Source organism: Microcoleus asticus IPMA8, assembly GCF_013179805.1.
Taxonomy (GTDB): Bacteria; Cyanobacteriota; Cyanobacteriia; order Cyanobacteriales; family Microcoleaceae; genus Microcoleus; species Microcoleus asticus.
The window spans coordinates 1-19,819 of the sequence record NZ_SRRZ01000135.1; the positions used below are offsets into that span (position 1 = coordinate 1).

31 protein-coding genes and 1 pseudogene are annotated in these 19,819 nt (G+C 48.1%); 25 read left to right on the forward strand and 7 right to left on the reverse strand.

Annotated features, from left to right (window positions below):
- From E5S67_RS26455 to E5S67_RS26465, 3 genes and pseudogenes are all read right to left on the reverse strand, one after another.
- A pseudogene (locus E5S67_RS26455) lies at positions 1-397 on the reverse strand (hypothetical protein); the annotation flags it as partial.
- Entirely contained in the window at positions 352-657 is a 306-nt protein-coding gene (locus E5S67_RS26460) for a hypothetical protein (protein WP_172191619.1), read from the reverse strand. The gene E5S67_RS26460 and the pseudogene E5S67_RS26455, both read right to left, overlap by 46 nt.
- Before the next feature lie 12 nt (positions 658-669).
- A complete protein-coding gene (locus E5S67_RS26465) occupies positions 670-954 on the reverse strand; it encodes a hypothetical protein (protein ID WP_172191621.1) in 285 nt (94 codons plus the stop codon).
- On the opposite strand from E5S67_RS26465, the gene E5S67_RS26470 reads away from it, so the two are divergent.
- Positions 954-1,136, forward strand: a complete 183-nt coding sequence (locus E5S67_RS26470) for a hypothetical protein (RefSeq protein WP_172191623.1) — start codon at positions 954-956, stop codon at positions 1,134-1,136. The two genes, E5S67_RS26465 and E5S67_RS26470, sit on opposite strands and share 1 nt — an antisense overlap.
- Here the strand turns inward: E5S67_RS26470 and E5S67_RS32740 are convergent.
- Complete coding sequence (locus E5S67_RS32740; protein WP_216670731.1) at positions 1,068-2,696, reverse strand: hypothetical protein; 1,629 nt, start codon at positions 2,694-2,696, stop codon at positions 1,068-1,070. The genes E5S67_RS26470 and E5S67_RS32740 overlap by 69 nt on opposite strands.
- A gap of 158 nt (positions 2,697-2,854) precedes the next feature.
- Here E5S67_RS32740 and E5S67_RS26480 point away from each other — a divergent pair, with 158 nt between their 5' ends.
- The 7 genes from E5S67_RS26480 (at position 2,855) to E5S67_RS26510 (ending at position 5,804) form a co-directional block, all read left to right on the forward strand.
- Complete coding sequence (locus E5S67_RS26480) at positions 2,855-3,286, forward strand: hypothetical protein (RefSeq protein ID WP_172191625.1); 432 nt, start codon at positions 2,855-2,857, stop codon at positions 3,284-3,286.
- Positions 3,287-3,371: 85 nt separating this feature from the next.
- Positions 3,372-3,650 (forward strand): HU family DNA-binding protein, encoded by a 279-nt coding sequence (locus tag E5S67_RS26485; RefSeq protein WP_172191627.1) that lies wholly within the window; start codon positions 3,372-3,374, stop codon positions 3,648-3,650.
- Between the two features lie 84 nt (positions 3,651-3,734).
- Positions 3,735-4,217, forward strand: a complete 483-nt coding sequence (locus E5S67_RS26490; protein ID WP_172191629.1) for a hypothetical protein — start codon at positions 3,735-3,737, stop codon at positions 4,215-4,217.
- 61 nt (positions 4,218-4,278) lie between these two features.
- Positions 4,279-4,659 (forward strand): hypothetical protein, encoded by a 381-nt coding sequence (locus E5S67_RS26495; protein ID WP_216670732.1) that lies wholly within the window; start codon positions 4,279-4,281, stop codon positions 4,657-4,659.
- Positions 4,656-4,850, forward strand: a complete 195-nt coding sequence (locus E5S67_RS26500) for a hypothetical protein (RefSeq protein WP_172191633.1) — start codon at positions 4,656-4,658, stop codon at positions 4,848-4,850. The genes E5S67_RS26495 and E5S67_RS26500 overlap by 4 nt, the downstream gene beginning before the upstream one ends.
- Positions 4,847-5,140, forward strand: coding sequence for a hypothetical protein (locus E5S67_RS26505; RefSeq protein WP_172191635.1), 294 nt, complete (start codon positions 4,847-4,849; stop codon positions 5,138-5,140). The genes E5S67_RS26500 and E5S67_RS26505 overlap by 4 nt, the downstream gene beginning before the upstream one ends.
- On the forward strand, positions 5,133-5,804 hold the full coding sequence (locus E5S67_RS26510) for a hypothetical protein (protein WP_172191637.1): 672 nt from the start codon (positions 5,133-5,135) through the stop codon (positions 5,802-5,804). The genes E5S67_RS26505 and E5S67_RS26510 overlap by 8 nt, the downstream gene beginning before the upstream one ends.
- Here E5S67_RS26510 and E5S67_RS26515 read toward each other — a convergent pair.
- The 3 genes from E5S67_RS26515 to E5S67_RS26525 are packed head-to-tail and all read right to left on the reverse strand — an operon-like array spanning position 5,782 to position 7,255.
- Positions 5,782-6,330 (reverse strand): hypothetical protein, encoded by a 549-nt coding sequence (locus E5S67_RS26515; protein WP_172191639.1) that lies wholly within the window; start codon positions 6,328-6,330, stop codon positions 5,782-5,784. The genes E5S67_RS26510 and E5S67_RS26515 overlap by 23 nt on opposite strands.
- Positions 6,330-6,671, reverse strand: coding sequence for a hypothetical protein (locus tag E5S67_RS26520; RefSeq protein WP_172191641.1), 342 nt, complete (start codon positions 6,669-6,671; stop codon positions 6,330-6,332). The genes E5S67_RS26515 and E5S67_RS26520 overlap by 1 nt, the downstream gene beginning before the upstream one ends.
- An 11-nt stretch (positions 6,672-6,682) precedes the next feature.
- On the reverse strand, positions 6,683-7,255 hold the full coding sequence (locus E5S67_RS26525; RefSeq protein ID WP_172191643.1) for a tyrosine-type recombinase/integrase: 573 nt from the start codon (positions 7,253-7,255) through the stop codon (positions 6,683-6,685).
- Between the two features lie 212 nt (positions 7,256-7,467).
- Between E5S67_RS26525 and E5S67_RS26530 the strand changes: the two genes are divergently transcribed.
- The 17 genes from E5S67_RS26530 to E5S67_RS26605 all read left to right on the forward strand — a co-directional run bounded on the left by E5S67_RS26530 (position 7,468) and on the right by E5S67_RS26605 (position 19,755).
- Entirely contained in the window at positions 7,468-8,022 is a 555-nt protein-coding gene (locus tag E5S67_RS26530) for a hypothetical protein (RefSeq protein WP_172191645.1), read from the forward strand.
- Positions 8,022-8,849 carry a hypothetical protein gene (locus tag E5S67_RS26535; protein WP_172191647.1) on the forward strand — a complete coding sequence of 276 codons (828 nt, stop codon included), beginning with the start codon at positions 8,022-8,024 and terminating at the stop codon, positions 8,847-8,849. Before E5S67_RS26530 ends, E5S67_RS26535 begins: the two co-directional genes overlap by 1 nt.
- On the forward strand, positions 8,842-11,418 hold the full coding sequence (locus E5S67_RS26540) for a hypothetical protein (RefSeq protein ID WP_172191649.1): 2,577 nt from the start codon (positions 8,842-8,844) through the stop codon (positions 11,416-11,418). The genes E5S67_RS26535 and E5S67_RS26540 overlap by 8 nt, the downstream gene beginning before the upstream one ends.
- Before the next feature lie 2 nt (positions 11,419-11,420).
- Complete coding sequence (locus E5S67_RS26545) at positions 11,421-12,410, forward strand: hypothetical protein (protein WP_172191651.1); 990 nt, start codon at positions 11,421-11,423, stop codon at positions 12,408-12,410.
- A gap of 10 nt (positions 12,411-12,420) precedes the next feature.
- Complete coding sequence (locus E5S67_RS26550) at positions 12,421-13,524, forward strand: hypothetical protein (protein WP_172191653.1); 1,104 nt, start codon at positions 12,421-12,423, stop codon at positions 13,522-13,524.
- Positions 13,525-13,654: 130 nt separating this feature from the next.
- A complete protein-coding gene (locus E5S67_RS26555) occupies positions 13,655-14,311 on the forward strand; it encodes a hypothetical protein (RefSeq protein WP_172191655.1) in 657 nt (218 codons plus the stop codon).
- An 8-nt stretch (positions 14,312-14,319) separates the two neighbouring features.
- Entirely contained in the window at positions 14,320-14,568 is a 249-nt protein-coding gene (locus E5S67_RS26560) for a hypothetical protein (protein WP_172191657.1), read from the forward strand.
- Positions 14,565-15,050, forward strand: a complete 486-nt coding sequence (locus tag E5S67_RS26565; RefSeq protein WP_172191659.1) for a hypothetical protein — start codon at positions 14,565-14,567, stop codon at positions 15,048-15,050. Before E5S67_RS26560 ends, E5S67_RS26565 begins: the two co-directional genes overlap by 4 nt.
- An 89-nt stretch (positions 15,051-15,139) precedes the next feature.
- Positions 15,140-15,469, forward strand: coding sequence for a hypothetical protein (locus E5S67_RS26570; RefSeq protein ID WP_172191660.1), 330 nt, complete (start codon positions 15,140-15,142; stop codon positions 15,467-15,469).
- Positions 15,470-15,667, forward strand: a complete 198-nt coding sequence (locus E5S67_RS26575) for a hypothetical protein (RefSeq protein ID WP_172191661.1) — start codon at positions 15,470-15,472, stop codon at positions 15,665-15,667.
- Positions 15,654-15,869 (forward strand): hypothetical protein, encoded by a 216-nt coding sequence (locus tag E5S67_RS32745; RefSeq protein WP_216670733.1) that lies wholly within the window; start codon positions 15,654-15,656, stop codon positions 15,867-15,869. Before E5S67_RS26575 ends, E5S67_RS32745 begins: the two co-directional genes overlap by 14 nt.
- Complete coding sequence (locus tag E5S67_RS26580) at positions 15,857-16,291, forward strand: hypothetical protein (RefSeq protein WP_172191662.1); 435 nt, start codon at positions 15,857-15,859, stop codon at positions 16,289-16,291. Before E5S67_RS32745 ends, E5S67_RS26580 begins: the two co-directional genes overlap by 13 nt.
- A gap of 307 nt (positions 16,292-16,598) precedes the next feature.
- Complete coding sequence (locus E5S67_RS26585; RefSeq protein WP_172191663.1) at positions 16,599-17,546, forward strand: NAD-dependent epimerase/dehydratase family protein; 948 nt, start codon at positions 16,599-16,601, stop codon at positions 17,544-17,546.
- A 59-nt stretch (positions 17,547-17,605) separates the two neighbouring features.
- Entirely contained in the window at positions 17,606-18,016 is a 411-nt protein-coding gene (locus E5S67_RS26590; RefSeq protein ID WP_172191664.1) for a hypothetical protein, read from the forward strand.
- Positions 18,013-18,894 carry an RNA polymerase sigma-70 factor gene (locus tag E5S67_RS26595; RefSeq protein ID WP_172191665.1) on the forward strand — a complete coding sequence of 294 codons (882 nt, stop codon included), beginning with the start codon at positions 18,013-18,015 and terminating at the stop codon, positions 18,892-18,894. Before E5S67_RS26590 ends, E5S67_RS26595 begins: the two co-directional genes overlap by 4 nt.
- Positions 18,895-19,044: 150 nt before the next feature.
- Complete coding sequence (locus E5S67_RS26600; protein WP_172191666.1) at positions 19,045-19,326, forward strand: hexameric tyrosine-coordinated heme protein; 282 nt, start codon at positions 19,045-19,047, stop codon at positions 19,324-19,326.
- 81 nt (positions 19,327-19,407) lie between these two features.
- The gene (locus E5S67_RS26605; protein WP_246276992.1) at positions 19,408-19,755 is read left to right on the forward strand and encodes an alternative oxidase; all 348 of its coding nucleotides are present in this window, start codon (positions 19,408-19,410) and stop codon (positions 19,753-19,755) included.
- Positions 19,756-19,819: the final 64 nt, after the last annotated feature.

The window sequence follows — 19,819 nt, forward strand, 5'->3', positions numbered from 1 at the left end:
ATTGCCATTTGTTTTCTAGCTCGCGGTTGCCCGCGCCGTCGGGTTTGGTAAATTTCACCAGCGGCAGCGCTTGGCTTACCGATGTAGGCAAGATTTTAAACCCGGCTTTTATCAGTTCGATCGTGGTTTGCGCGGCCTCAATAATCCGCTTGCAGTAAATCGGCGAACGTCCGAGGGCAAGTTTGCAGTATTCGGCAAAGTCCTTAAATTGCCGCTTGTACAAGCGGTTGCGGCGTATGACAGCAAGCATGACACCCTGTCTTACAAAATCCAAGAATGACAGTTTAATCTCGCGGGTTAAATCGGCTAAATCGTTATAAGGGACGGCTCCAAGGGTTTCTTCTTCAAAGTCTAGGAGCGGCTGGAATTCGGAGTATAAATTGGCAGTGATTTCCATTTGTCAGTAGTTAGTAAAGAGTAAGCGCGTTCTCTGTGCGAATCGCTCCAAGGAATGCGGGGATTGAATGAGACTTTATCGGAAGAAAACCAGTGAAGTTCGCAGGCAAAATCTCCAACTAAAATAAACAGATATGTACGGGGGGCTAAAGGCAGACGGATTTGACCTAAAGCCCACGCAGGACAGTCGTTACCCTTGTAGTCAAAAAAGCATTCTTTTGGTTGTGCGTACCAATCAATTTGGTTTTCGATTGTTTCCATTGTTGGCAGCTGTTAATCGTGATAAATCATGTCTGACTCGTCCCAATGATCGGGGTTTTTGATGACGGCTGGCATCAATTCCCAGGCATCCATAAAGGTAGTTACACGACCTGTTCTGTCGTCGATCCTCCAAACAAACTCTCCGTTATCATTTCTATGAATTGATGCAAAGAAGTGTCCGTCTTTGAAAGTGAGCGACCCCCACATTTCAAAAACTACATAAGAGTCACCAACTAATTCACCCGTTAGTTTGACGGTGTTGTCAGGTTCGTATCCGTTGTACAGGAGCGATACCAATGGGCTTTCATAACAGCGAAGGAGGGAAGAAGCGATCGCCGGGTTGGAGTGGCGATCGCGTAACTCTGATTCAGAAGGGTGATGAAATCAATGCTGTACGCAGCAAATGGTTTTTACATAACATCACCCCCCGGAGGCGATCGCCCTGGCTGACTGCTACCAGCGGCGATACTGTTAAATAGTTTCGGGATAGTTTCGGGATAGTTTCGGGATGCCCGGTCAGTCTGTGTTTGCCCGATCGCCCTTGGTGGAAATTTCGGCGGTTTGGGCCCCGGCCGTCGGGCAAAATTCCCTGTGTCGGGCGGTTCGTCGCTGTCGTTTTGTCGGTTCGGGCGATCGCACCAAGCGTCAAAAGTTGGGATAGAAAAAGTGCTGGAACTTTCAATCGCCGACGGTGACAGTTCCATCATGGATGAAGCTTTTAATGGCAGATTTTCGGTTTCTGGCTCGTACCATTCGTGCGGACACGGTGCCCACTCGCACATCGAATCCATAGACGCAGCAAGCGATTCGGGATTTTCGGCATCCCAGCGAGCCATCGCCTCGTTAAACGCATCGATGTTTGCAAAATCATCAAAGTCTGGCGGCTCGCCGTCTGTTTTCGGTTCGAGCAAGTTGAGTTGCCCGGTGGCTTCTGCTTTGTAGTGAACTTCGCCGAAGTAGGGCGGGTAGGTCGCGAGAAACTTAGGGGAGAAAGTCACCGGGGAAGCACAAAAGCCGATCGCACTTTGGCTCAATTTTGACTGACTTTCCAGCCGCCCCTTGCCCTCGCCTCGGTTGGGCGGCTGTTCTTCGTTGAATGTGGTCGCTAGTTCATCTGGCTGACTGCGTAAAGCTCGCCCTTTATCTCTTTCACTATTCCCTGCCAGCGCCAATACTCGATCGCCTTCTTTGTGTTGGGAATTGCTGCTTTCAGTGCCGCCGCTACCTCCATGTAGTTCGGCGGTATCCAGGCATTGGTTATGTAAATCAGCACACAATCGTACAAGTGTGGCGGTTGTACTTCCATCTGTCTCTGCCGTATTTCCATCAGTTTCCCCCGGTGTTGTTTTTTCTGTTTGTGCGATCAGCTCCTGGGCTTCAACTTCGATCGCCTCGGCAATCGGTTTGACCTCCGCGGGGGAAGCTTTGAAATGAAGACCGAGGAAAATCTTGGTGTTGACTTTGTATTTGCCGTCGCGGTATCGGCCGCACGGATAACGATCGTAATAATCAGCCAGTACCTGATAAAAGTAAATTCCATTATTAAAACGGCCGGGGTCTGGCATTTCTGGGACAAACTCGAAAACGCTAGCTCGGAGCGCTGTGCTGGCTGCTCGATCGAATTTGACACCGGGGAAGTTTTCAGCCAATTGTGCGATCGTTTCTCGAACGGGAATTTGAATTGCGCCGGGGTAGTTTTTGAATCTGCCGTAGTCGCAATGCAGGCAGCGAATTACAGGTCTATCGTAGTAATCCTTGGTTGTGAATAATCCGCGAACAGCGCCACAACTCGGACATTCGAGCGCTTCAGGAGGGGATTCGGCGATCGGCTCCTGGGCTTGAATTTCGATCGCCTCCTGAACCGGTTCGACCTCTGCGGTGGAAGCTTCCAGCAGTTGCAGCGGGGGCTGCACTCCGGCGATGGCATCAATCCAGTTTTGGCGGCATCGTCTGTCGCCCTCCGGGAGCGCGTTCATCTGCTGACCGATTTCCTTGAGTTCCTTGAGATTCTTCTGTTGAAGGTTTTCTAAGCTGTACATAGGTTAGGGGAAAGGGCGGGTCTGCACTCCCGCCCGATTGATTCTGGGTATGCTCTGAAATCTTGATAACCTAGGTTATCTTGGTATATCATAAAATCACCTAGGCAATTATGTCAACATGACCTAGGTGATTTTGGTAATATTTTAAGGAAGTCGTTATGAATCAAGAGCAGCATGGGCAAGGTCAAGAAAGCACAACATCGGGAATACGGGGAGAGGAGGGTGGACAAAGTTTTCACTCTGACACCTACAGGAGCACAGCTCTTGCAGGAGCTGGCACAAGGCTTGGGACTCAGCTCCTCGAACTTGATAGAGAAAATAGCTCGCAGGGAATTGGAGATTTCGACCCCTTTGGGGGAGTTATTGACCAGCTAATCGACGATGCTAAAAAGCAGTTGGTCAAGAGTCAGGAGTGCATCGTCTGGTATCGGTCGGAAGCTGAAGAGTACAAGCAAAAGCTCGACAATCTAGTCAAACTCAAAGAGTTACAGCAGCAGCAACAGCAATTGATGCAGCAACAGCAGCAGGCGCTACTGCAACAACAAGCAGAATCATCCAACCAGAACGGCGGGGAAGCCCCTGCAGAATAATCGCAACAGAAGCCAGCTTCCATGTCGGGGGCTGGTTTTGCGTTACTAATGACTAATAACTAATGACCAAAGGGCGATCGCACTCATGAACAAAGGAGAACTGGTGGACTTGCTGGCAACGAAGGCCGACACCACCAAAAAAGTGGCTAATGCACTGCTGGACGCTTTAACCGATATCATCACTCAGGCAGTCGCCGACCGCGAGAAAGTAACGATCGTCGGATTCGGCTCTTGGGAAGCGAGGGAGCGCAAAGCTCGTGAGGGTCGCAATCCCAAAACTGGGGACAAGATGGAAATTCCGGCGACTGTAGTTCCTGCATTTTCAGCAGGCAAGCAGTTCAAGGAAGCTGTGAGCGGACAGTAAGACAGTAAGACAATGCCGATCGTCGTGAAGTGCGATCGGCTGCTAGACGTTTTGTAGACAAACAGTAGACAAACAGTAGACACAATGAAAACTCCCCTCGACTTCGATAAATACGCCGATGAATTGAACCGAATGCAAGACTTCCCCCCGGCAACTGTAGAGCTTCCGCCCATCGCAGCGCTCGCCATCATCAGCCACATTCAATTGGCGTGTCGGAACCCGGCCATCGGGGGGGATATTTTTACCGAGATTGCGATCCAAACCGCCCGCCAAATTCAAAACCTGTTCAGCGAAACCTCCGAAATTTACAAAGTGCTCGAACGCGGCTGGAACCCAGAAGACGACATCCTAGTGCCAGACGGAACAGAGGAAGAACCCTGGCAGCAGTGCGAGGAATTCTGCGAGAGATTTCTGCAAAACCTCGGCTGCCGCTGCACCGGTTACAAGAGAGCGGAAGTTGTGGCGGGCGATGAAGATATCGACCCCAAAACTTTGGCCGCCGGTGCTGCGATGATGTACCAGCTCCAGCGGAATCTGGAGAGCGAAGGGTTTGAACTCGATATGTAGGAATTTGCCGATCGTCGTGAAGTGCGATCGGCTTGCTAGACAAACACTAGACAGTAAAAAAATGACTTTTCAATTCAAAGCGACCGAGCAAGAAGTTATACAAATCGCAGTGAACGCAATTCGATACTCGCGACCTCTCGGGCTAGGTTATCTTGAAGCCTTAAAGGAACTGGATATAAAACTCGGAGATATCGACCTGGAGGACGGCATTCTAGACCTTGATTACGTGGCGGGCCGGTGCGTGAAATTGTTCATCAGGAACATCGGCGGCGAGATGTGGGAAATTGCAGAGCATCCGACGCGGGATTACCAAACTTGGGTTGGCAAGTATCCAACCAACGAGGCGCTAGTCGAATCGGTCATCAAAGGCGATCGGCTGCAAAATTTCCCTACTGAAGAATTCCCTGCTGAGACATTCCCGCCAGAGAGTTTCAGTCTATGAAAATCGTACAAAATCCAGAATCGGGCGAAGTCCACATCAAGCTAAAAAATGATGAAGTGTACGACATCGAAGAACATCTTGCCGCGCTGATGGAGTTTGTCACCGAACAGGCGATCGAAGTTCACAGACTGACTGACAGCCACAGAAAAATTGTCGAGCGATTGAATAGCTTGGAAATAAGAAACTTATGACCTTAACACCAGAAGAAAGTCTCGATCGGATGGAAGCCGCGGCGAATCAATTCTATATGCTGGCCACCGCTACCGATTGCCACGCCTACATTGAATTCACCGGGCTGCTGCGGGAATACTGCAAGGTTTGCCGCGAGAATTTAGCTCGCGGGATTGACTTTCGCGAACTCAACGGCCACCGCTCGCAGCGGATGGAGTTGCAGCCCTACGAACTCCATTATTTCCAAGAGAAATTTAACTGCATATTCCAAGGCTTGCTGAGAGTAGAAGGAGTTAGCGGCGATGGTTAGCCAGTTATCGCTTTTTGAAATTGCAGAAACAGGAAGTTTTTACAAGCCTGGTGACTGGGTAAAAATCCGTAAGACACCCGCGATCGCAAAACACGTCAAATGCGGTCATATCTATAAAATCCACGCCGTCGATCCGACAGATGGGGGGCTGCAATTCTGGAATCCCTTCGCGAGTCAGTGGGATTATCTCTACCCTTCCGAAGTCAAGCTTGCCCTTCCCCCCACTGACAAAAATGATTCTGTAACCCCTGTTGAGCCTGCGGTTACAGAATCAATTCTCCCAACCTGTGAAACCAATGCAATCGCTCAGCTTGACGCGGTTGGAGAATCAAATTTGCCACCCCGCGAGATTGATTCTCCAACCCCCGCAGAGGTCGCCGTTGGAGAATCAACAGACCCGCTCGGTGATGACTCTTTCACACTCAATGCAATCTCTACTTACAAGCCCAGGGGAACAGCCAGAAGCGGCGAGTATTACCGACTGTCTTACAAGGACGGCGGCAAGGTAAGACAAGTGCACATCCGGGGAGGCAATACCGACTCGCCGATCGCGCAGGCAAAAGTGCAAGAAGTGCGATCGCTCCTGGCGGCCGGAATCCCCCCCGCCGAAATTGCCGCTACCCTTCGGAGTTCTGGCGGCGTTAAAAAAACCTTTTTAAGCTAATCTCTACACGTCCCGTACTGGGAATTAAAATCGCGCTTTCTGGATTGATTTGAAGGTCGCGCAAGTCTTGACTGAACCGACCCGCCCGAAGATTGATAAAAAATCCAGATAAATTGTGAACTTCCAACGGAACCCTTACCCCTTGATCCGCTACGCTCGCAGGCTGCCACCAACAAGGCCCCAAAAGACCCGCGCACACGCTTTGCTGCCAAGGTGAAACAACATCAACATTGAAACTGATGCCGACCACTATCGCTGAAGGCGACCCCTGCACGCCAAAAGGGAATCCAGGAAAAGTCCCCAGCGACGACCAAGTATTGGCAGGGTAGTTTAACGGCCCTGCAATCGATTTAGAAGCAAGCCCCGCCCGGTATTCGTACCGAGCGTCGCCTTCGGATTGCAATAAATACTGAGCGTGGGGGTCGCTCGCCGCCAAATGCGCGTTAATTGCCGCCGTTACTTCGGCATCGCGGGCAATCGGTTGGGGAATTTGCGGCTCGGTAATCGGATTGCTAAGAGGAGGCATCAGATAATTACTAGCTCGGTGACGTTTATGCTCGTAGGGCTGTTTGTGCTTCTCATCAAAACAGGCCCTTGCCACGGGGCTGCGGGGGAGTCTTCAAAATATCCCCCCGGCAACAATTCGGCAGTAAAATTAGTGGCTGAAATAGTTGTCCCGATAGAAACCAGCGCGTTAGCAGTGCCGTCGTTGAAAACCATCAAACCGCGCCTGTTTTGAGCGGTACCGCGATCGGGCAAAACAGTCGTCGGTGTCGCTGTCAGTGCAAATTCTGTTATGCTGCTTCCGCTAGGAAACTTGGTTGTTTGTTGCTGTGCTTGTACCTGGCTGGGATTAAATAAAGTCATAATTTTAGTCTTTAAAAATTATCAATTGCGTTTTTCACTTGTAAATCTGAAACTTCAACATACCGCATTAATGAAGAGATACTTCTGTGTCCTGTCGCTTTTTGGATTACTTTTAGGCTGCATCCTTGCTCGTTCAAATGAGTAATAAAACCGCGACGCGCCGAGTACAGACTGAAGCCTTGGTATTCTAAACCTGCTTTTTTGACCGCACGTCTAAAAGCTTTGTCTACTGCCTGTTGGCTCAAATGCTTGTCGGCCCTATATAAAGAGGGAAACAAAAATCCTGTTTCCGGCGGCTGGTAAGCAGCAAGTATTAATTTGAGCGCGCGGTGTATAGTCAGCTCGCGAGTTTGCCTGTCCTTGCGGTTGCGCGCAGGATAAAGCACTGTGTCACGCGGTTGGCGCGTCGCTGCGTTTTGGTAGATGTGGCTAACATCTATTTTTAAAATAGCTCCCGGCCTCTCCCCAGTGTACCAAGAGATTCCTAAAAAAAGTTTATAGACATCCGCCGTGAATTGGTTGCTGATTTGGTTAAAAGTTATTTGAGTTAAAGGCGTGGCTTGCCCAATTCCTGCGATTTTCACAGTTGTCGATTCCGTACAAATACTGCAATAAGAACAACCCTTCGGCTGTTGTTTCTATCGTAGCGCGCACAACCTTTGCTGTCACGTTGTTTTAAAAGTGGCGAAGGTTGTTGTTTTATCTATTTCAGCAACTTCTTAAGCTTTTGTTACCTCAACTTTGAGAAACAATTTGTTACTTAAACTTGAAAAGTAAGATTATATTTTAAATTGTTATGGCGGATCACGCTTCTGGTGCTGGTGCTTCTGTGACGGGAACCTCTCACGCCAGTCCGCAAGGTGCTGCAAGCAAGGAGCGGTACGTATATGGAATATTAGCTCGCCTTGAAGAAGAAGAAAACAACCTGACAAGAGTTGCCGAGAGAACCGATCGGATCACAATTACCGCAAATTTATCGACAAAAACTGCAAGCATTGACTTGCTCTTAAATGTGGTGGCAGCTAACGCCGCGGGGGGGGTTACAACTTACACCGCAAGCCATTATTTGACTGGCTCCACATTTGCCAGCGGCACTGGCGGCGACAGCAGCGCTCCAAACTTGGCGCAAGCAGCAATGGAAGGGGTAGTAGCCCTTAAGCTGCTTGAACTCGACCCCGCCAAAAGGCTATACCCCAATCCCGATAAAACCGTGATCACCAGATGCACCCACACATTGGCAGCAAGCGGGGGAAGCAACGCCACTTTTAGCGCTTTGCTCGAATTCCCAATCGAAGTAATCAGCTTGCCCGGCGGCGGCAGCGTAATCGAAGGAAAGGTGTTTCTAAATTAATGGCCGAAAATCAACTTGAAAATACTAAAACTTTTCGCCGCAGTATTACCGCGACCGACGGCACGGGAATTATTGAAATTTTAAATTGCGCGGAGGCCTTCGCGGAATACGATACTTTGTCAACTTCTTACTACTTGGGAAAAAGCTTTTATCTCGAAGCTTTGAGCGGCGCAATTTATCTGCCTTCTTACCAACAAGCGCCTTACCCAGAAATATTTCCCGAGATGAACGCAGCAGAAAAAATCGCTGCGATGCTTGCGGTCGAGGAAGATTATCCATTTGTAGGGTTAAGATTTCACGCCAAGAAAGGGAGCGGCGCGTGGTCTATTTTGGCTACAGCCAGATTGCAAAATAAGGGGAGGGAGACGACAATTCCTTTTGTAATACCCTATTTAACTATCAATCAATTAAAACTGTTAAGCCCCGACGATCGGTTGGGTATTTCTATTTACAACTACGGGCACGGCGTACTAGGCAGCGGCGATTATATCAATTTTGAAGGCGATTATCGATTTAACATTGATTTGATTGCTAAACCGCAAGTAAGGGCGATCGGCGCGGGATTACCTTACGGAATCGATATCCCCACCGGAGCTCCGACGCGCTTCCGAACTGCCAACGCAAACCGGGCGATCCTGTACGCCACGAACACCGGGAACGTACCGATTTGGATTGCCGGAAATTCCAGCGTTGCGATCGGCACGGGGATTTATCTAGCCCCTAACGGCGGCGGCAACTTGACCGAGCAGACGCTGACCGGAGAGCTTTGGGCGATCGCAGATGGCGGCAGCTCGCGGATATGCGGGTTAGAGGCTAGCTATGTCTAGGGTGAGCTCTAAGTCTTCGCTGTCGCCGAGCGCTACCAGGGGGTCAAGCGCGATCGACCTCGGCAAAGATAGCGGCATTGATATGGGCCGAAAAACTACGCCGTCAATAAGTTCTGGCGGCATAGGCATTACTGAAGAAGTGGCGAACATCGGCGGCATGACCGTCACCGGCGGCGTCAGCGTCGAGTTAAGCCCGATCCGGCTCGACATCAGCGGCAACCCAAATTTTGAAGATCCTACAAAAAGCACAATTTCTATCGCAACTGGTGCGGAAATTCCCGGCGGGATTTTAGGTATTAGCGGCGGCGTCACTATAAATACGAGTACAGGAGAGATAGAGCAAATTGCGATCGGCGGCGAGGTTGCGGGTGTCGGCGCTGAAGTTTCTGTCGCGAAAGATGGCTCTGTAGGCGTTGGAATTTCTTTGCAAATTCCGTTTACTCCGATTGAAATTAGTTTGGGTTTGGGTTTTCCGCCGAAACAGCCAACACCGACGCCAACACCGACGCCTGGGGAAGGCATCAATGACCCCGTTACTCTACCTATTGGCAGTAACAATTTTTGTCGAATAATTTTAAATCTACAACGGTATACAAGGCGAGGATTTGTAGGCTTTACTGCCAATTGGTCAGAACTAGAATTAACAACCACGGTAAAAGCCGATTTCAGCAAACAATATCCTACCTATACTGAATCCACAAAAGCTACTCAATGGAACTTTAATCCTACTACAGGGCAGCGAACAAGCATTCAATATACTATCGATTACACTGACAGGCCCGCACAATTCTCGGGTAGATTTTTTAGACCTCCAGGCTATCAAATTAATATAGCAAATGCTTATTACGAGGGTAGGGGCGAAACTGCCTGGTGTATAGAAGGAAAAGAATCTGAGATATACGCATATATCACCAATGTTATGAATAAGCCTTGGGATTCGCAAACAGGAGGATTTAATTTTTGGAGTGACACTCAAATTGGAATTAATAAATTCACAATTAGTGATGGAATATGTTACTCACCTGACAATTCTCCTACTCCTTTGACTTCTCCTTCTCCTTCTCTTTCTCCTTCCCCTTTCCCAAACCCACCACCGAGGAAGGAGAACATGGACGATTGTTGCAGAGATAGCGTGCGAATGCTTCGCCGCATTCATAAACACTTAGGCGTTAGCCCGATAGCGGGGATGGAACCGCTCGAACAGTTAGCCGGCGTCAAAAGCAAGGGCGAAACTTTTCAAGGGGATAAAATGGCTTTCCCTTTTGAGGTTCCCAAAACCTGGCTGGATGTGCAAGCCAAGAAAAACGAGAAAATTACTGTAAAAAACCTTGCAGAACTTTTGCTTGTAATAGGTGCTCAGTCAGAGCGATTAGAGCGCGTACTCGGTACAAGAGAATTTCTCAAAGATTCTGAAGGCAAACTGCGCCAATCTGAAGGTAATCTTTTGTCGTGGCTGTCTGGAAAAAACCCCGACTTCGCGTATCCCGATCCAAATGATTTCTGGCTGAATACAGATGACGGAATTATCAAAGAGAAGCGCTTAGAAGTTCGCAGCTTAACCGATGCCGTCCGCTACACAGTCGAAGCGATAAACAGGCTAGAGCGAATTCTGCCAATAGCTGAATTGAAAGACAGTTCTATTCCTGCCAGATGGATATATCCCAATGGCAAAGGGCAATTACGAGTGGGGAACTTGATACATCTTTGCGAATACATGATTCGCAAAAGTGACAAGGATATGGGTTACTGGCCTCAAAAAATAACAATCAAGGCAGCAAACCCGGCAATAAAAGATGACAAGCCGATAACAACGGATATTCACTCTCAAGCAGATATGCTGCGAGTCATTCTCCAACAAATTCTAGATGTAGAAGGGGACGGGGATATGGGATCGAACTACGACCTTCGCCGAACGTATTTAGACATAATGGCATTTCAAATGATTGCCAAGAGCACTAAATACTTAGAAGCTATAACCGAATATTTGGGCTTTGACATAACAGAAGAGGTTAGCAAAATTCCGATTCCGTTCGACCCGTTCGCAGGGCAAGATCGTTCGGTGATTGAACAATGGTGGATCAAGTACGGTTTTGGGCAAGCAAAAACTAACTTTCCCACCAAGAATACAGAATCAGAAATAGAGGAACTTTCGGGAAAACTTTTACAAAATTCAGAATTAGAGGTCAATACAGTCAAGTTTGGGTCGGTAGATGCGAAGAAAGATCCAAAAACCCTTAAAGAAGCGTTGATAGAAATTCTCAAACACAGCTCTGCAAGCGCGGCAGCCGTAACAGAGGTGGCTACCGAAAGCGCTCTCGATCGGGTAGTAGATGCAGCAGGTATCGCTCAAAAACTCGCTTCATTTTTAATGAAGCGAGACATCAGAGAAGGCTTGGGAATCGGCGACTTAGACAACTGGATATCTAGCGCTGAAAAAGGGTACACCGACAACTTAGAGAGCGAATCTTTGAGATTCCCAGAATCTAATTCTCTGGAGCCTTACGGGCGACCGGCAACACAAAACCCAACTATTCGAGAAATCGACACTAAAGACCCAAAAGCGGATTAATCATGCAAATACGAGACGGACAAACAACTTCGGATTATTTTAACGGGACTGCCGAAAAATCCTGGACGGACAAACTAGGCGATTTTTTCAACTCTGCTACAGCATTTATCGGGGATGTTATCGGCAACATTCAAATCGGAGACGTAAAGCTTGGCGACTGGTACGCAGCCGATCCGGTGGGGGCATCTGCGGGCGTAACGCTAGGCGGCGTTTTTATTTATTTGGGCGGGCGCGCCGTTGTTGGCGCCTATCAATCTTTGAGTTCGCTTATTACAGCTTGCCGATCGCTAGGAGTTTTGGGCAGCTTGCGCGCCGGAGCTGTGGCGGTAGGTCAGGCGGTCGGCAGTCGGGGACTTTACCTGCTGGGACACCCCGGCGCGTTGGTGTCGCGCCTGATAGCGGGTGTAACTGTCGGCGCTGTTATGAGGTGGTGCGCTGGCAAAGCGATGCAGCTGATCAATTTCAACTGGAATCAAACCGACGAAGCTTTGGACAAAAGAATTGCAGCCGCTCAAGCTCAACTTTGGAGCGTTGCGGGCAGTTCTTTGGGTTCGCTGCTGGGAACAGCTCTTTGCGGTATCGCTCCAGGAGCGAGCATTGTCCGGGTAAACCCGTCTAAATTGGCCGCTATCAAAGAAGTAAACGAAGAACTTTACGAGGAAGCTTTACCGCAAATTAGAAATTTAATTAACGCGACGATTCGAGTAGGTTCAACGGCTGCTTTTGTGCAGATTTTTAAGAACGCCAGAAAGTTCTTAAAAAGTTTGTCACCAGGAATTAAGAAAATTCCTTTTGTCGGGGAAACTGTAGCGAGTTGGCTCGACAAATGGGGGGCGCCTGATGCTAAACCTTGGAGCATCAACAGCGGCGTTAAGGCTGTTATTCAAACGATTTCAGACAAAAATATACAAGAATTTTTTGAGGAATTGTGGGAAGAATTTCTCGAAAGCTGCCAAGAGGGAGTTTTTGTACTGTCAACCGCGTTTGGATAGGTGAAGCGTTATGACTTGGGAAGACAGGCTTAGAGAAGCAATTACCCCTACTGCTAGCAAGTGGCCGTACAGGGTGATTCAGGTTAAACCTAACAAGAAAAAAGACCAGGAAATCTACACGCTATCGGGTAGAGAAGAAGACCTTGCTGCCAACGGTGCGTTATTTCTGGCGCTTTACGATTTATTGGAGCGCGAAAAAATCGACTTCGAGGAATGGTGGGAAGGGTGGGAAAAAGGCTTTCCGCTGTTGTCGGAAAGAATAGAAACCAATTACCAATTATCGGGTGTATCTCCTTGGCGCGTAACAGAATCTCGCCCGCGTTACCGAGAGTGGTTGCCCCGATTGACCGACAAAAAACCAAAATATAAAACCATAGAATACTGGCGCGACCGAAACAGCGAATCTGATTCTGTAATTTTTAGCGGAACTGATTTGCAAATAATCAATCAAATCGTCCAGTACGAATGGCAAAGCAATGGCAACGGCGGCATTAATATTTCAGGTAAAAATAGCAAGCCATTATTAAAAGGGTGGCCGGCCATCGTGCTAAATTTTGTTGAATTAAGCAGCAGCGTAAGACGAAAACCTACAGGAGAGCCGAGAAGTCGAGTCAGGGGCGAAAAGACAATCCGCTGCGCGGGATATTCTGACGATTTAGAAATTGTGCAGCGCGGCTTAGCCGAACTTATCAGCAATAGCGATGTTCGGCGGTGGGCGACCAAGATTCGAGACGAATTTGCTTCGCCGGAGTTGTACCGGTGGCAAAAGGGGCGCGAGTGCCTCTCATACTCCGGACAAATAGCGAGGCTTCAAGGGTTGGAAGGATACGCTTTGGTGCGAACTCCCCGACAAGGCAAAGAACTTTTCGAGAAATTGCTGAGAATTTTTGATTTTACCCCTGACCCTACCGGCTTCAAACACTCGGCGAACGATGTCCCGGAACTTGCTTTTCCCCAAGACCCTCCAAACTTCCAACTCTTAGGCAAAGAATGGGAAGCCGAAACTCACAGACCTAACTCTACCGTTGTGTTTGATAGCGCAATTTTGTACTTGCCAAAGTTGCGATCGCCGATTCCGCTAGTAAAGGGCAATAGAATCATCTACAATGCTTAACAATTCTTAATACTACGCCTGCTAACTTTGCCAAAACCTATTAGGTTCCGTCGGTAAAAACGCTTAAAAAAGCCTCTGGACAAGGCTTTTAGGATTCGCTAGTCTAAAAAAAAAGGGAGAGCGAACGAAAATGGCACGACGCGGTAGACGATTCACTAAAAAAACTTTGACGGCGGCTGAAATAGACCTCTACGCTCTTTACTTAAAAGGTGACAGAGTTCACTCGCAGCCAAGAAAAGCCCCAGCGGTGTACAAAGAACGGAGGGCTGTAGGGATTGTGCCGTTTGGTCTGAGTCCTGGAGCGAGCGGTAATTTTGTCCGAACTTCCATGACCCGCGGCGCCCTGGGTTTGCTGGGCACGCTAGGAATTGCTAACTTAGATGGTATTTTTGGGCTTAATTTAACCAATACGCCGACTGTAACTGACGCACCTGCGGGTTTTTATCCGGCAATCGCACGAATAACCCTAATTCCTCAAAACGCCGTTGCAAACACGGCAGGAACGTCTGCTTTTACAGGTCGTCCCCGAAATTACAAAGGGGGCCGCAGCGGCTCTGTTCCTTTTGGTAGAGGCAGTTCAACGGTTCAAACGGATGCTAAAGATCCTGCATCTACTCAAACAACCATCGCGGATATCGACTATAAAGATGCTGAAAACGCGATCAAGTTAGCGGTTGGAGCCGCGACTTATGCGGGGAAAAAGCGACTTTCTTTCGAGCCGGAGCTTTACCGATCGGAAAGAAGCCAACCAGGCTTTACCGGCGACGCTGTTGCTCCAGCATTCTAAAAATTAAAATGACTTTTGAAGCTATCGGTCGAATCAAATCGGCATTGCAAATAGTCGTTGATTTGGACTCCTCTCAAGAAGAAATTGAGTATCGGTGGAATTTATCCAAACAAATTAGCCAGCACTCAAAATTATTCTTGGAGGGGCGTATATCCGGGGGAGATTTTCTTGACTTAGCGGAAACTACAGAAATCGACATCGACCAATATGCGGACGAGGTTGAAGAGAATTTGGAAAAAATAGGTCTTTTTTTGTGAGTTTAATTGTCAATCTCAACGACCCCAATTTGTGGACGCCTGTTTGGGAACTCGACGTTTCTGCTCAAACGTTAGGGTCGGACGTAGAAACTGACAGTTACATTCGCATTCCCGAACAAAAATGCCCAATTATTCTGCATAAATCGTTATTGGCGGTTTATGCAAGTAATCCGCTGGCCAAGCCGGGATGGTTCAGCGCTGGTTATTTGAGTCAAAGCATATCTTTGCCTCTAACTGTCGGCGGCAGCCCTACCAGTTATGCTTCGAGTCGGCGAATAATTTTAGGGCGCACGCAGATAGTACCTTTTCTCGATATTGGAGTTGCAGACTTTGCGATCGCATTTTTATGTCATCGCTGGCACAGGCAAATTAAATTAGTTGTTTGGGAATATCAAGGAAATGTATCAACAACCGAGTTGACTGCTATAGCAGCACTCAGCCAACAATTAAATTCTATCGAATCAAAGATAGACAGTTTGTAAAAGTCAACCGAGTTTGGACTCAAGCAGGTTAAGCGTCATGAATATAAACTGGAAGAATATTTTCGCGAGTAGGTTAAATGCGTTAAATCATGACCACCAAAGAATTACTTGAAATTATCATTTTAATAATTGGTGGTGGTGGAGCTGCTGCTGCTGGAGGTTTCTCTTTTGCTACACTGCGAGCAGAATCGAGAATTGACGCAAAAATAGAACGCATTCAAGACATTATTACCGACATTAGAGAAGAAATTGCCGACGGACATAAATTTGAGCAAAAAACAAAACAGAATATTAATCACAACTTAGTAGAAATTGGGGAACTCAAAACCGATGTTCGCGACATCAAAAGAGTTTTAGAAATGCGTCGCTCTCAATCTTTCCCGGAAGAGAACAAACCCCCGCGCACAGATTTTAACTGAATGGACAAATACTCTTACCGCTTTACTGTTGCCTGTTTAGGTGTCTCTATCTTGATGCTTAGTGCTGCTTCTATAGTGTTAGTAGTGCAAGACAAGAACCCTATACCTTTAGTACCTGTGCTGGCTCCAATTGTTACCGGATTAGTGGGATTGTTAGTTTCTCCGCCCAAGCAGTCGTCGCACAATGCCAGCATTTAACGCAATTCAATTATTGAATAAAACGGAAGTCACTCGCTCCGAATTGCTCGACTGTATTCAATCTCTAAATCGCGAATACGGACACATAGAAGCGATGATTTCAGTCGGCTTTAGAGAAAAAGTGTCGGGGCAGCACTCACTAGATTACCTTCAACTTTTAATTACGAGACTTCGCAACAAATTAGATATATGCACGAATTAATTTTTACGATGAATTTAGCTCAATCTCCAGAGCTAATTTACGGCAATTTGCAGTTGATTTATCCCAGCGGCGAGGCGATCGACTACGTGGCAACTTCAGGCTGCGCGGACTGGCAGCGACCCGGCGACGAATGGGTGCGCGGTAAAGGGCCTATCCCCGCTGGGGAATATGAAATCCCAAGCGAGCCTTATTACCTCGAAACTCGCGGCGTAGAAGGCGATTTTTTCCACATCACGCCCGATCCGGTAGTGTCAGAGCATGGAACGAGAGCCGAGCTAGGGCTGCACTTTGACGCTAACCACCCCGGCAGCGCTGGGTGCGTAGTTCTAAAAAATCAGGAAGGCTGGCGGTGGTTTTGCGATCGAATGGCGTCGATTGCAAACTTGGGCGTGAAAAGTCTGCCGCTCACTGTGAAATATTAAAGTTGTAAACGCTATATATGGTGTTGATGCAGCTGCACCTCAACACCATATATAGCGTTTGCTAATCCCTGATAGGGCTTTAAGTAGGTTGCAACACGAACCCTAGGGGTCGTCCTAATATTTCACTACTGAGTTTCAATCCCTGATAGGGCTTTAAGTAGGTTGCAACCGGTAGGGCGAAGCTGGGCGGCTGGTAGCCCGCGCGCAGTATGCAGCGCTTATTCCCAGCCACCGAAATAATAGCATTTATCGTTGGGGATTCGTCTTATCTATAAATACCTCAAAGGCTTCAACAGGAGGTTCCTAGATGAGAATTTTTGTTGCAGGTGCAACGGGAGCGATCGGTCGTCCGCTACTCGCCCAATTGCACAGCGCAGGACATGATGTAGTGGCGTTGACCCGCACTCCAGAAAAAGCACGGATTTTAGCTGAACAAGGTGTGGAACCTGCGATCGCAGATGTCTTCGATGCAGATGCTGTCAAAGCTGCTGTGATTCGCGCTCAACCGGAAGTTGTAATCGAACAACTCACCTCTCTGCCTAAAACCTACACACCTGAGACAATGCAGGCGGCAGCAGCACTGAACGATCGCATCCGTCTCGAAGGAGGTGCAAATGTCCTAGCGGCAGCGCAAGCGGCTGGTGTGCGTCGTTACATCCGGCAGTCGATCGCCTTTTGGGCGATTCCCGGTACAGGATTGGCCGATGAAGAAACACCCCTAGCCTTAGATGCTTCGCCCGCAGTTGCAGATGGAACCCTCACCCTGAAGGAGATTGAACATCGCTTGCTAGGGAACCCCAATCTAGAAGGAATTGTCCTGCGTTACGGCTTTTTCTACGGGCCCGGCACTTGGTACGCAACCGATGGAGACGTTGCCGAACAGGTGCGGCAGCAACAATTCCCGATCGTCGGAAATGGCGAAGGTGTATGGTCTTGGGTTCACATTGAGGATGCGGCCTTCGCGACGGTGGCGGCAGTCGATCGAGGAAATCCCGGTATTTACTTGATTGCGGACGATCGACCCTTAGAGGTGCGCGTGTGGCTTCCTGCTTATGCCCAGTGGCTCAATGCTCCACCGCCACCGCAGGTATCAGTTGAGGATGCTCTGCGAATCAGTGGTGGAGATGCTGTCTACTATGGCACCCAGTTACGAGGTGTTTCCAATGGTAAGGCAAAACGCGAACTAAATTTTCAACCGCGATCGTTGGAATGGCTTGTTAAAACTGCCGTTGAAGAGGGCCAACTGACAATTTAATCTCGATCGGGCTAACACTAGGAGTTGTCTAGAAAGCTTTCTAATCAGGGAGAAATAAAATGAAGATTGCTCAATATGGAACAACGATCGCGGTCATCCATGCGATCGCAAACGGACTGCATGGTTTAGCGCATTTGGAAATCCCAATTCCCCTCTCTCTGCTTCAGAGTTTGTTTGTGGGTACGGTGATTTTTCTAATTCCCATCATTGCAGCCGTTTTGCTTTGGACACAGTTCTATCGCATTGGTAGCTGGCTCTTACTCAGTTCAATGGCTGGATCGCTCCTGTTTGGGCTTTACAATCATTTCATCGCGATCGGTCCCGATCATGTGTCTCAAGTTGCCTTTGAAGGCTGGGGTTTGGTGTTCCAAGTCACAGCTATCCTGATATTAATTGTGGATGGATTAGGCTCGGGAATTGGCTTCTGGGCATTGAGAACTATTCAGCAACAAGAGCAGGGGGCTTTATGAGTTCTCTGGATGACTTTAACCACCATCGTCCGTTGCTGTTCTCGATCGCCTACCGAATGCTGGGAACTGTCACAGATGCCGAAGATATGGTACAAGAAACCTTCCTGCGCTGGCAACAGACGGCGAGCTCCACGGTGCGATCGGCAAAGACTTATCTGACAACTATTACTACTCGTCTCTGCATCGATCATTTGCGATCGGCGCGTGTCCAACGAGAACAATACGTCGGTACCTGGCTACCAGAACCGATGTTAACGCAACAATCCGAAAATTCAACCGATCTAATGGAATTAGCAGACTCGCTCTCGATCGCATTTTTAACTGTAATGGAGCGTTTATCTCCGATCGAACGGGCAGTATTTCTACTCCGCGATGTCTTCGAGTATGACTATGACGAAATCGGTCAGATGATCGGCAAGAGTCCCACCAACTGTCGCCAAATCCTGCGACGGGCGAAGCAGCATCTTGCCGACCAACGTCCTCGTTTCCCAGTTTCTCGGCCTCAACAAAAGCAGATTACAGCCCAATTTTTAGATGCCTCCACCAAGGGGGATTTGCAAGATTTGTTGCTGCTGCTGGCGAAGGATGTGACGTTTTGTTCAGATGGCGGCGGCAAGGTGGTTGCAGCCCTCAAGCCGATACATGGAGCAGTAAAGGTGGCTCGGATGCTGTTAGCCATTCGTCGCAAATGGCTGCTTAATTCTGTCTCTCACTTAGCCGATATCAACGGACAACTCGGCATGATCCAATATCTGGATGGCCGCATTCACAGTGTGATGACGTTTGAGATTGTGGATGGCTGTATTCAGTCTATTTACAGTGTGCGGAATCCAGAAAAGCTAGAGCGGATTTGCCAGGAGATATCTTTAGAGAAGTAACCGAAAACTATCGGCGAGTTGATTCAAGTTTGAGCTAGCTCATAGAAGCCGTTGAAATGCCATTGTACGATCGAAGCAGATCAACTTAGGGAGGTCTTGGATAACCAATGCTGCTGTTCTAAAAAAGACACTAACTCATGAGATTTTGACATGGATAATATAATGCCTCCCAACAATCCATCTGTTGTAACACCACCCGAAGTTACATTAGTTCCCAATAACTCGCTTTTGACAGAAACCCCTGAAGAGGGACGGCAACTGGCAGTCAAAATGGCACGGCTGATTATCAAAATGACTCAGCCTGATGAAGAAAAGCGCAAACAGTTACGAGAGGTTTATGGCAATGATGCCATGATGCTGATTGCAGTTGGTCACGTTGTCGCTATAGAATTTGCCACAGTCGCTGCTGCCAACAACTACTGGCGTAAGTAGGTACAAGTCAGAACCCCAACTTCTCAGAGAATTCGGGGATCTGAACCCCTGGTAATGTATTCAATTTTTGAGGAATGCACCATGAAAGTTTTGATTCGATTGATAGTTGGTTTTTTTGTTTTCCTTGTAGATGTCGTCTACGGAAATCGTTCCTACCCTCGGTTTTATATGCTGGAAACCATCGCCCGCGTGCCTTACTTTTCCTATCTATCAGTGCTGCATCTTTACGAGACGCTGGGTTACTGGCGCAAAGCTGATTTGTTGAAAGTTCACTTTGCTGAAACCTGGAACGAATTGCATCATTTGTTAATTATGGAATCACTGAGGGGCGATCGCCTCTGGATCGATCGCTTCATCGCTCAACACGTTGCCGTGGCTTACTACTGGGTGGTAGTGCTGATTTATATAGCAATCCTAAATGAATTGTGAAAAGGCATCAAATCTTTTCAAGTTAGGAAAATTGAAAAGATTATATTTAGCAAACAATTGAAAT

Excerpts from the sequence above, each read along its gene's own strand:
- E5S67_RS26460 (WP_172191619.1), bottom strand. The coding sequence starts at position 657 with ATGGAAACAATCGAAAACCAAATTGATTGGTACGCACAACCAAAAGAA.
- E5S67_RS26470 (WP_172191623.1), top strand. The coding sequence starts at position 954 with ATGGGCTTTCATAACAGCGAAGGAGGGAAGAAGCGATCGCCGGGTTGG.
- E5S67_RS32740 (WP_216670731.1), bottom strand. The coding sequence starts at position 2,696 with ATGTACAGCTTAGAAAACCTTCAACAGAAGAATCTCAAGGAACTCAAG.
- E5S67_RS26480 (WP_172191625.1), top strand. The coding sequence starts at position 2,855 with ATGAATCAAGAGCAGCATGGGCAAGGTCAAGAAAGCACAACATCGGGA.
- E5S67_RS26485 (WP_172191627.1), top strand. The coding sequence starts at position 3,372 with ATGAACAAAGGAGAACTGGTGGACTTGCTGGCAACGAAGGCCGACACC.
- E5S67_RS26490 (WP_172191629.1), top strand. The coding sequence starts at position 3,735 with ATGAAAACTCCCCTCGACTTCGATAAATACGCCGATGAATTGAACCGA.
- E5S67_RS26495 (WP_216670732.1), top strand. The coding sequence starts at position 4,279 with ATGACTTTTCAATTCAAAGCGACCGAGCAAGAAGTTATACAAATCGCA.
- E5S67_RS26500 (WP_172191633.1), top strand. The coding sequence starts at position 4,656 with ATGAAAATCGTACAAAATCCAGAATCGGGCGAAGTCCACATCAAGCTA.
- E5S67_RS26505 (WP_172191635.1), top strand. The coding sequence starts at position 4,847 with ATGACCTTAACACCAGAAGAAAGTCTCGATCGGATGGAAGCCGCGGCG.
- E5S67_RS26510 (WP_172191637.1), top strand. The coding sequence starts at position 5,133 with ATGGTTAGCCAGTTATCGCTTTTTGAAATTGCAGAAACAGGAAGTTTT.
- E5S67_RS26515 (WP_172191639.1), bottom strand. The coding sequence starts at position 6,330 with ATGCCTCCTCTTAGCAATCCGATTACCGAGCCGCAAATTCCCCAACCG.
- E5S67_RS26520 (WP_172191641.1), bottom strand. The coding sequence starts at position 6,671 with ATGACTTTATTTAATCCCAGCCAGGTACAAGCACAGCAACAAACAACC.
- E5S67_RS26530 (WP_172191645.1), top strand. The coding sequence starts at position 7,468 with ATGGCGGATCACGCTTCTGGTGCTGGTGCTTCTGTGACGGGAACCTCT.
- E5S67_RS26535 (WP_172191647.1), top strand. The coding sequence starts at position 8,022 with ATGGCCGAAAATCAACTTGAAAATACTAAAACTTTTCGCCGCAGTATT.
- E5S67_RS26540 (WP_172191649.1), top strand. The coding sequence starts at position 8,842 with ATGTCTAGGGTGAGCTCTAAGTCTTCGCTGTCGCCGAGCGCTACCAGG.
- E5S67_RS26545 (WP_172191651.1), top strand. The coding sequence starts at position 11,421 with ATGCAAATACGAGACGGACAAACAACTTCGGATTATTTTAACGGGACT.
- E5S67_RS26550 (WP_172191653.1), top strand. The coding sequence starts at position 12,421 with ATGACTTGGGAAGACAGGCTTAGAGAAGCAATTACCCCTACTGCTAGC.
- E5S67_RS26555 (WP_172191655.1), top strand. The coding sequence starts at position 13,655 with ATGGCACGACGCGGTAGACGATTCACTAAAAAAACTTTGACGGCGGCT.
- E5S67_RS26560 (WP_172191657.1), top strand. The coding sequence starts at position 14,320 with ATGACTTTTGAAGCTATCGGTCGAATCAAATCGGCATTGCAAATAGTC.
- E5S67_RS26570 (WP_172191660.1), top strand. The coding sequence starts at position 15,140 with ATGACCACCAAAGAATTACTTGAAATTATCATTTTAATAATTGGTGGT.
- E5S67_RS26575 (WP_172191661.1), top strand. The coding sequence starts at position 15,470 with ATGGACAAATACTCTTACCGCTTTACTGTTGCCTGTTTAGGTGTCTCT.
- E5S67_RS32745 (WP_216670733.1), top strand. The coding sequence starts at position 15,654 with ATGCCAGCATTTAACGCAATTCAATTATTGAATAAAACGGAAGTCACT.
- E5S67_RS26580 (WP_172191662.1), top strand. The coding sequence starts at position 15,857 with ATGCACGAATTAATTTTTACGATGAATTTAGCTCAATCTCCAGAGCTA.
- E5S67_RS26585 (WP_172191663.1), top strand. The coding sequence starts at position 16,599 with ATGAGAATTTTTGTTGCAGGTGCAACGGGAGCGATCGGTCGTCCGCTA.
- E5S67_RS26590 (WP_172191664.1), top strand. The coding sequence starts at position 17,606 with ATGAAGATTGCTCAATATGGAACAACGATCGCGGTCATCCATGCGATC.
- E5S67_RS26595 (WP_172191665.1), top strand. The coding sequence starts at position 18,013 with ATGAGTTCTCTGGATGACTTTAACCACCATCGTCCGTTGCTGTTCTCG.
- E5S67_RS26600 (WP_172191666.1), top strand. The coding sequence starts at position 19,045 with ATGGATAATATAATGCCTCCCAACAATCCATCTGTTGTAACACCACCC.
- E5S67_RS26605 (WP_246276992.1), top strand. The coding sequence starts at position 19,408 with ATGAAAGTTTTGATTCGATTGATAGTTGGTTTTTTTGTTTTCCTTGTA.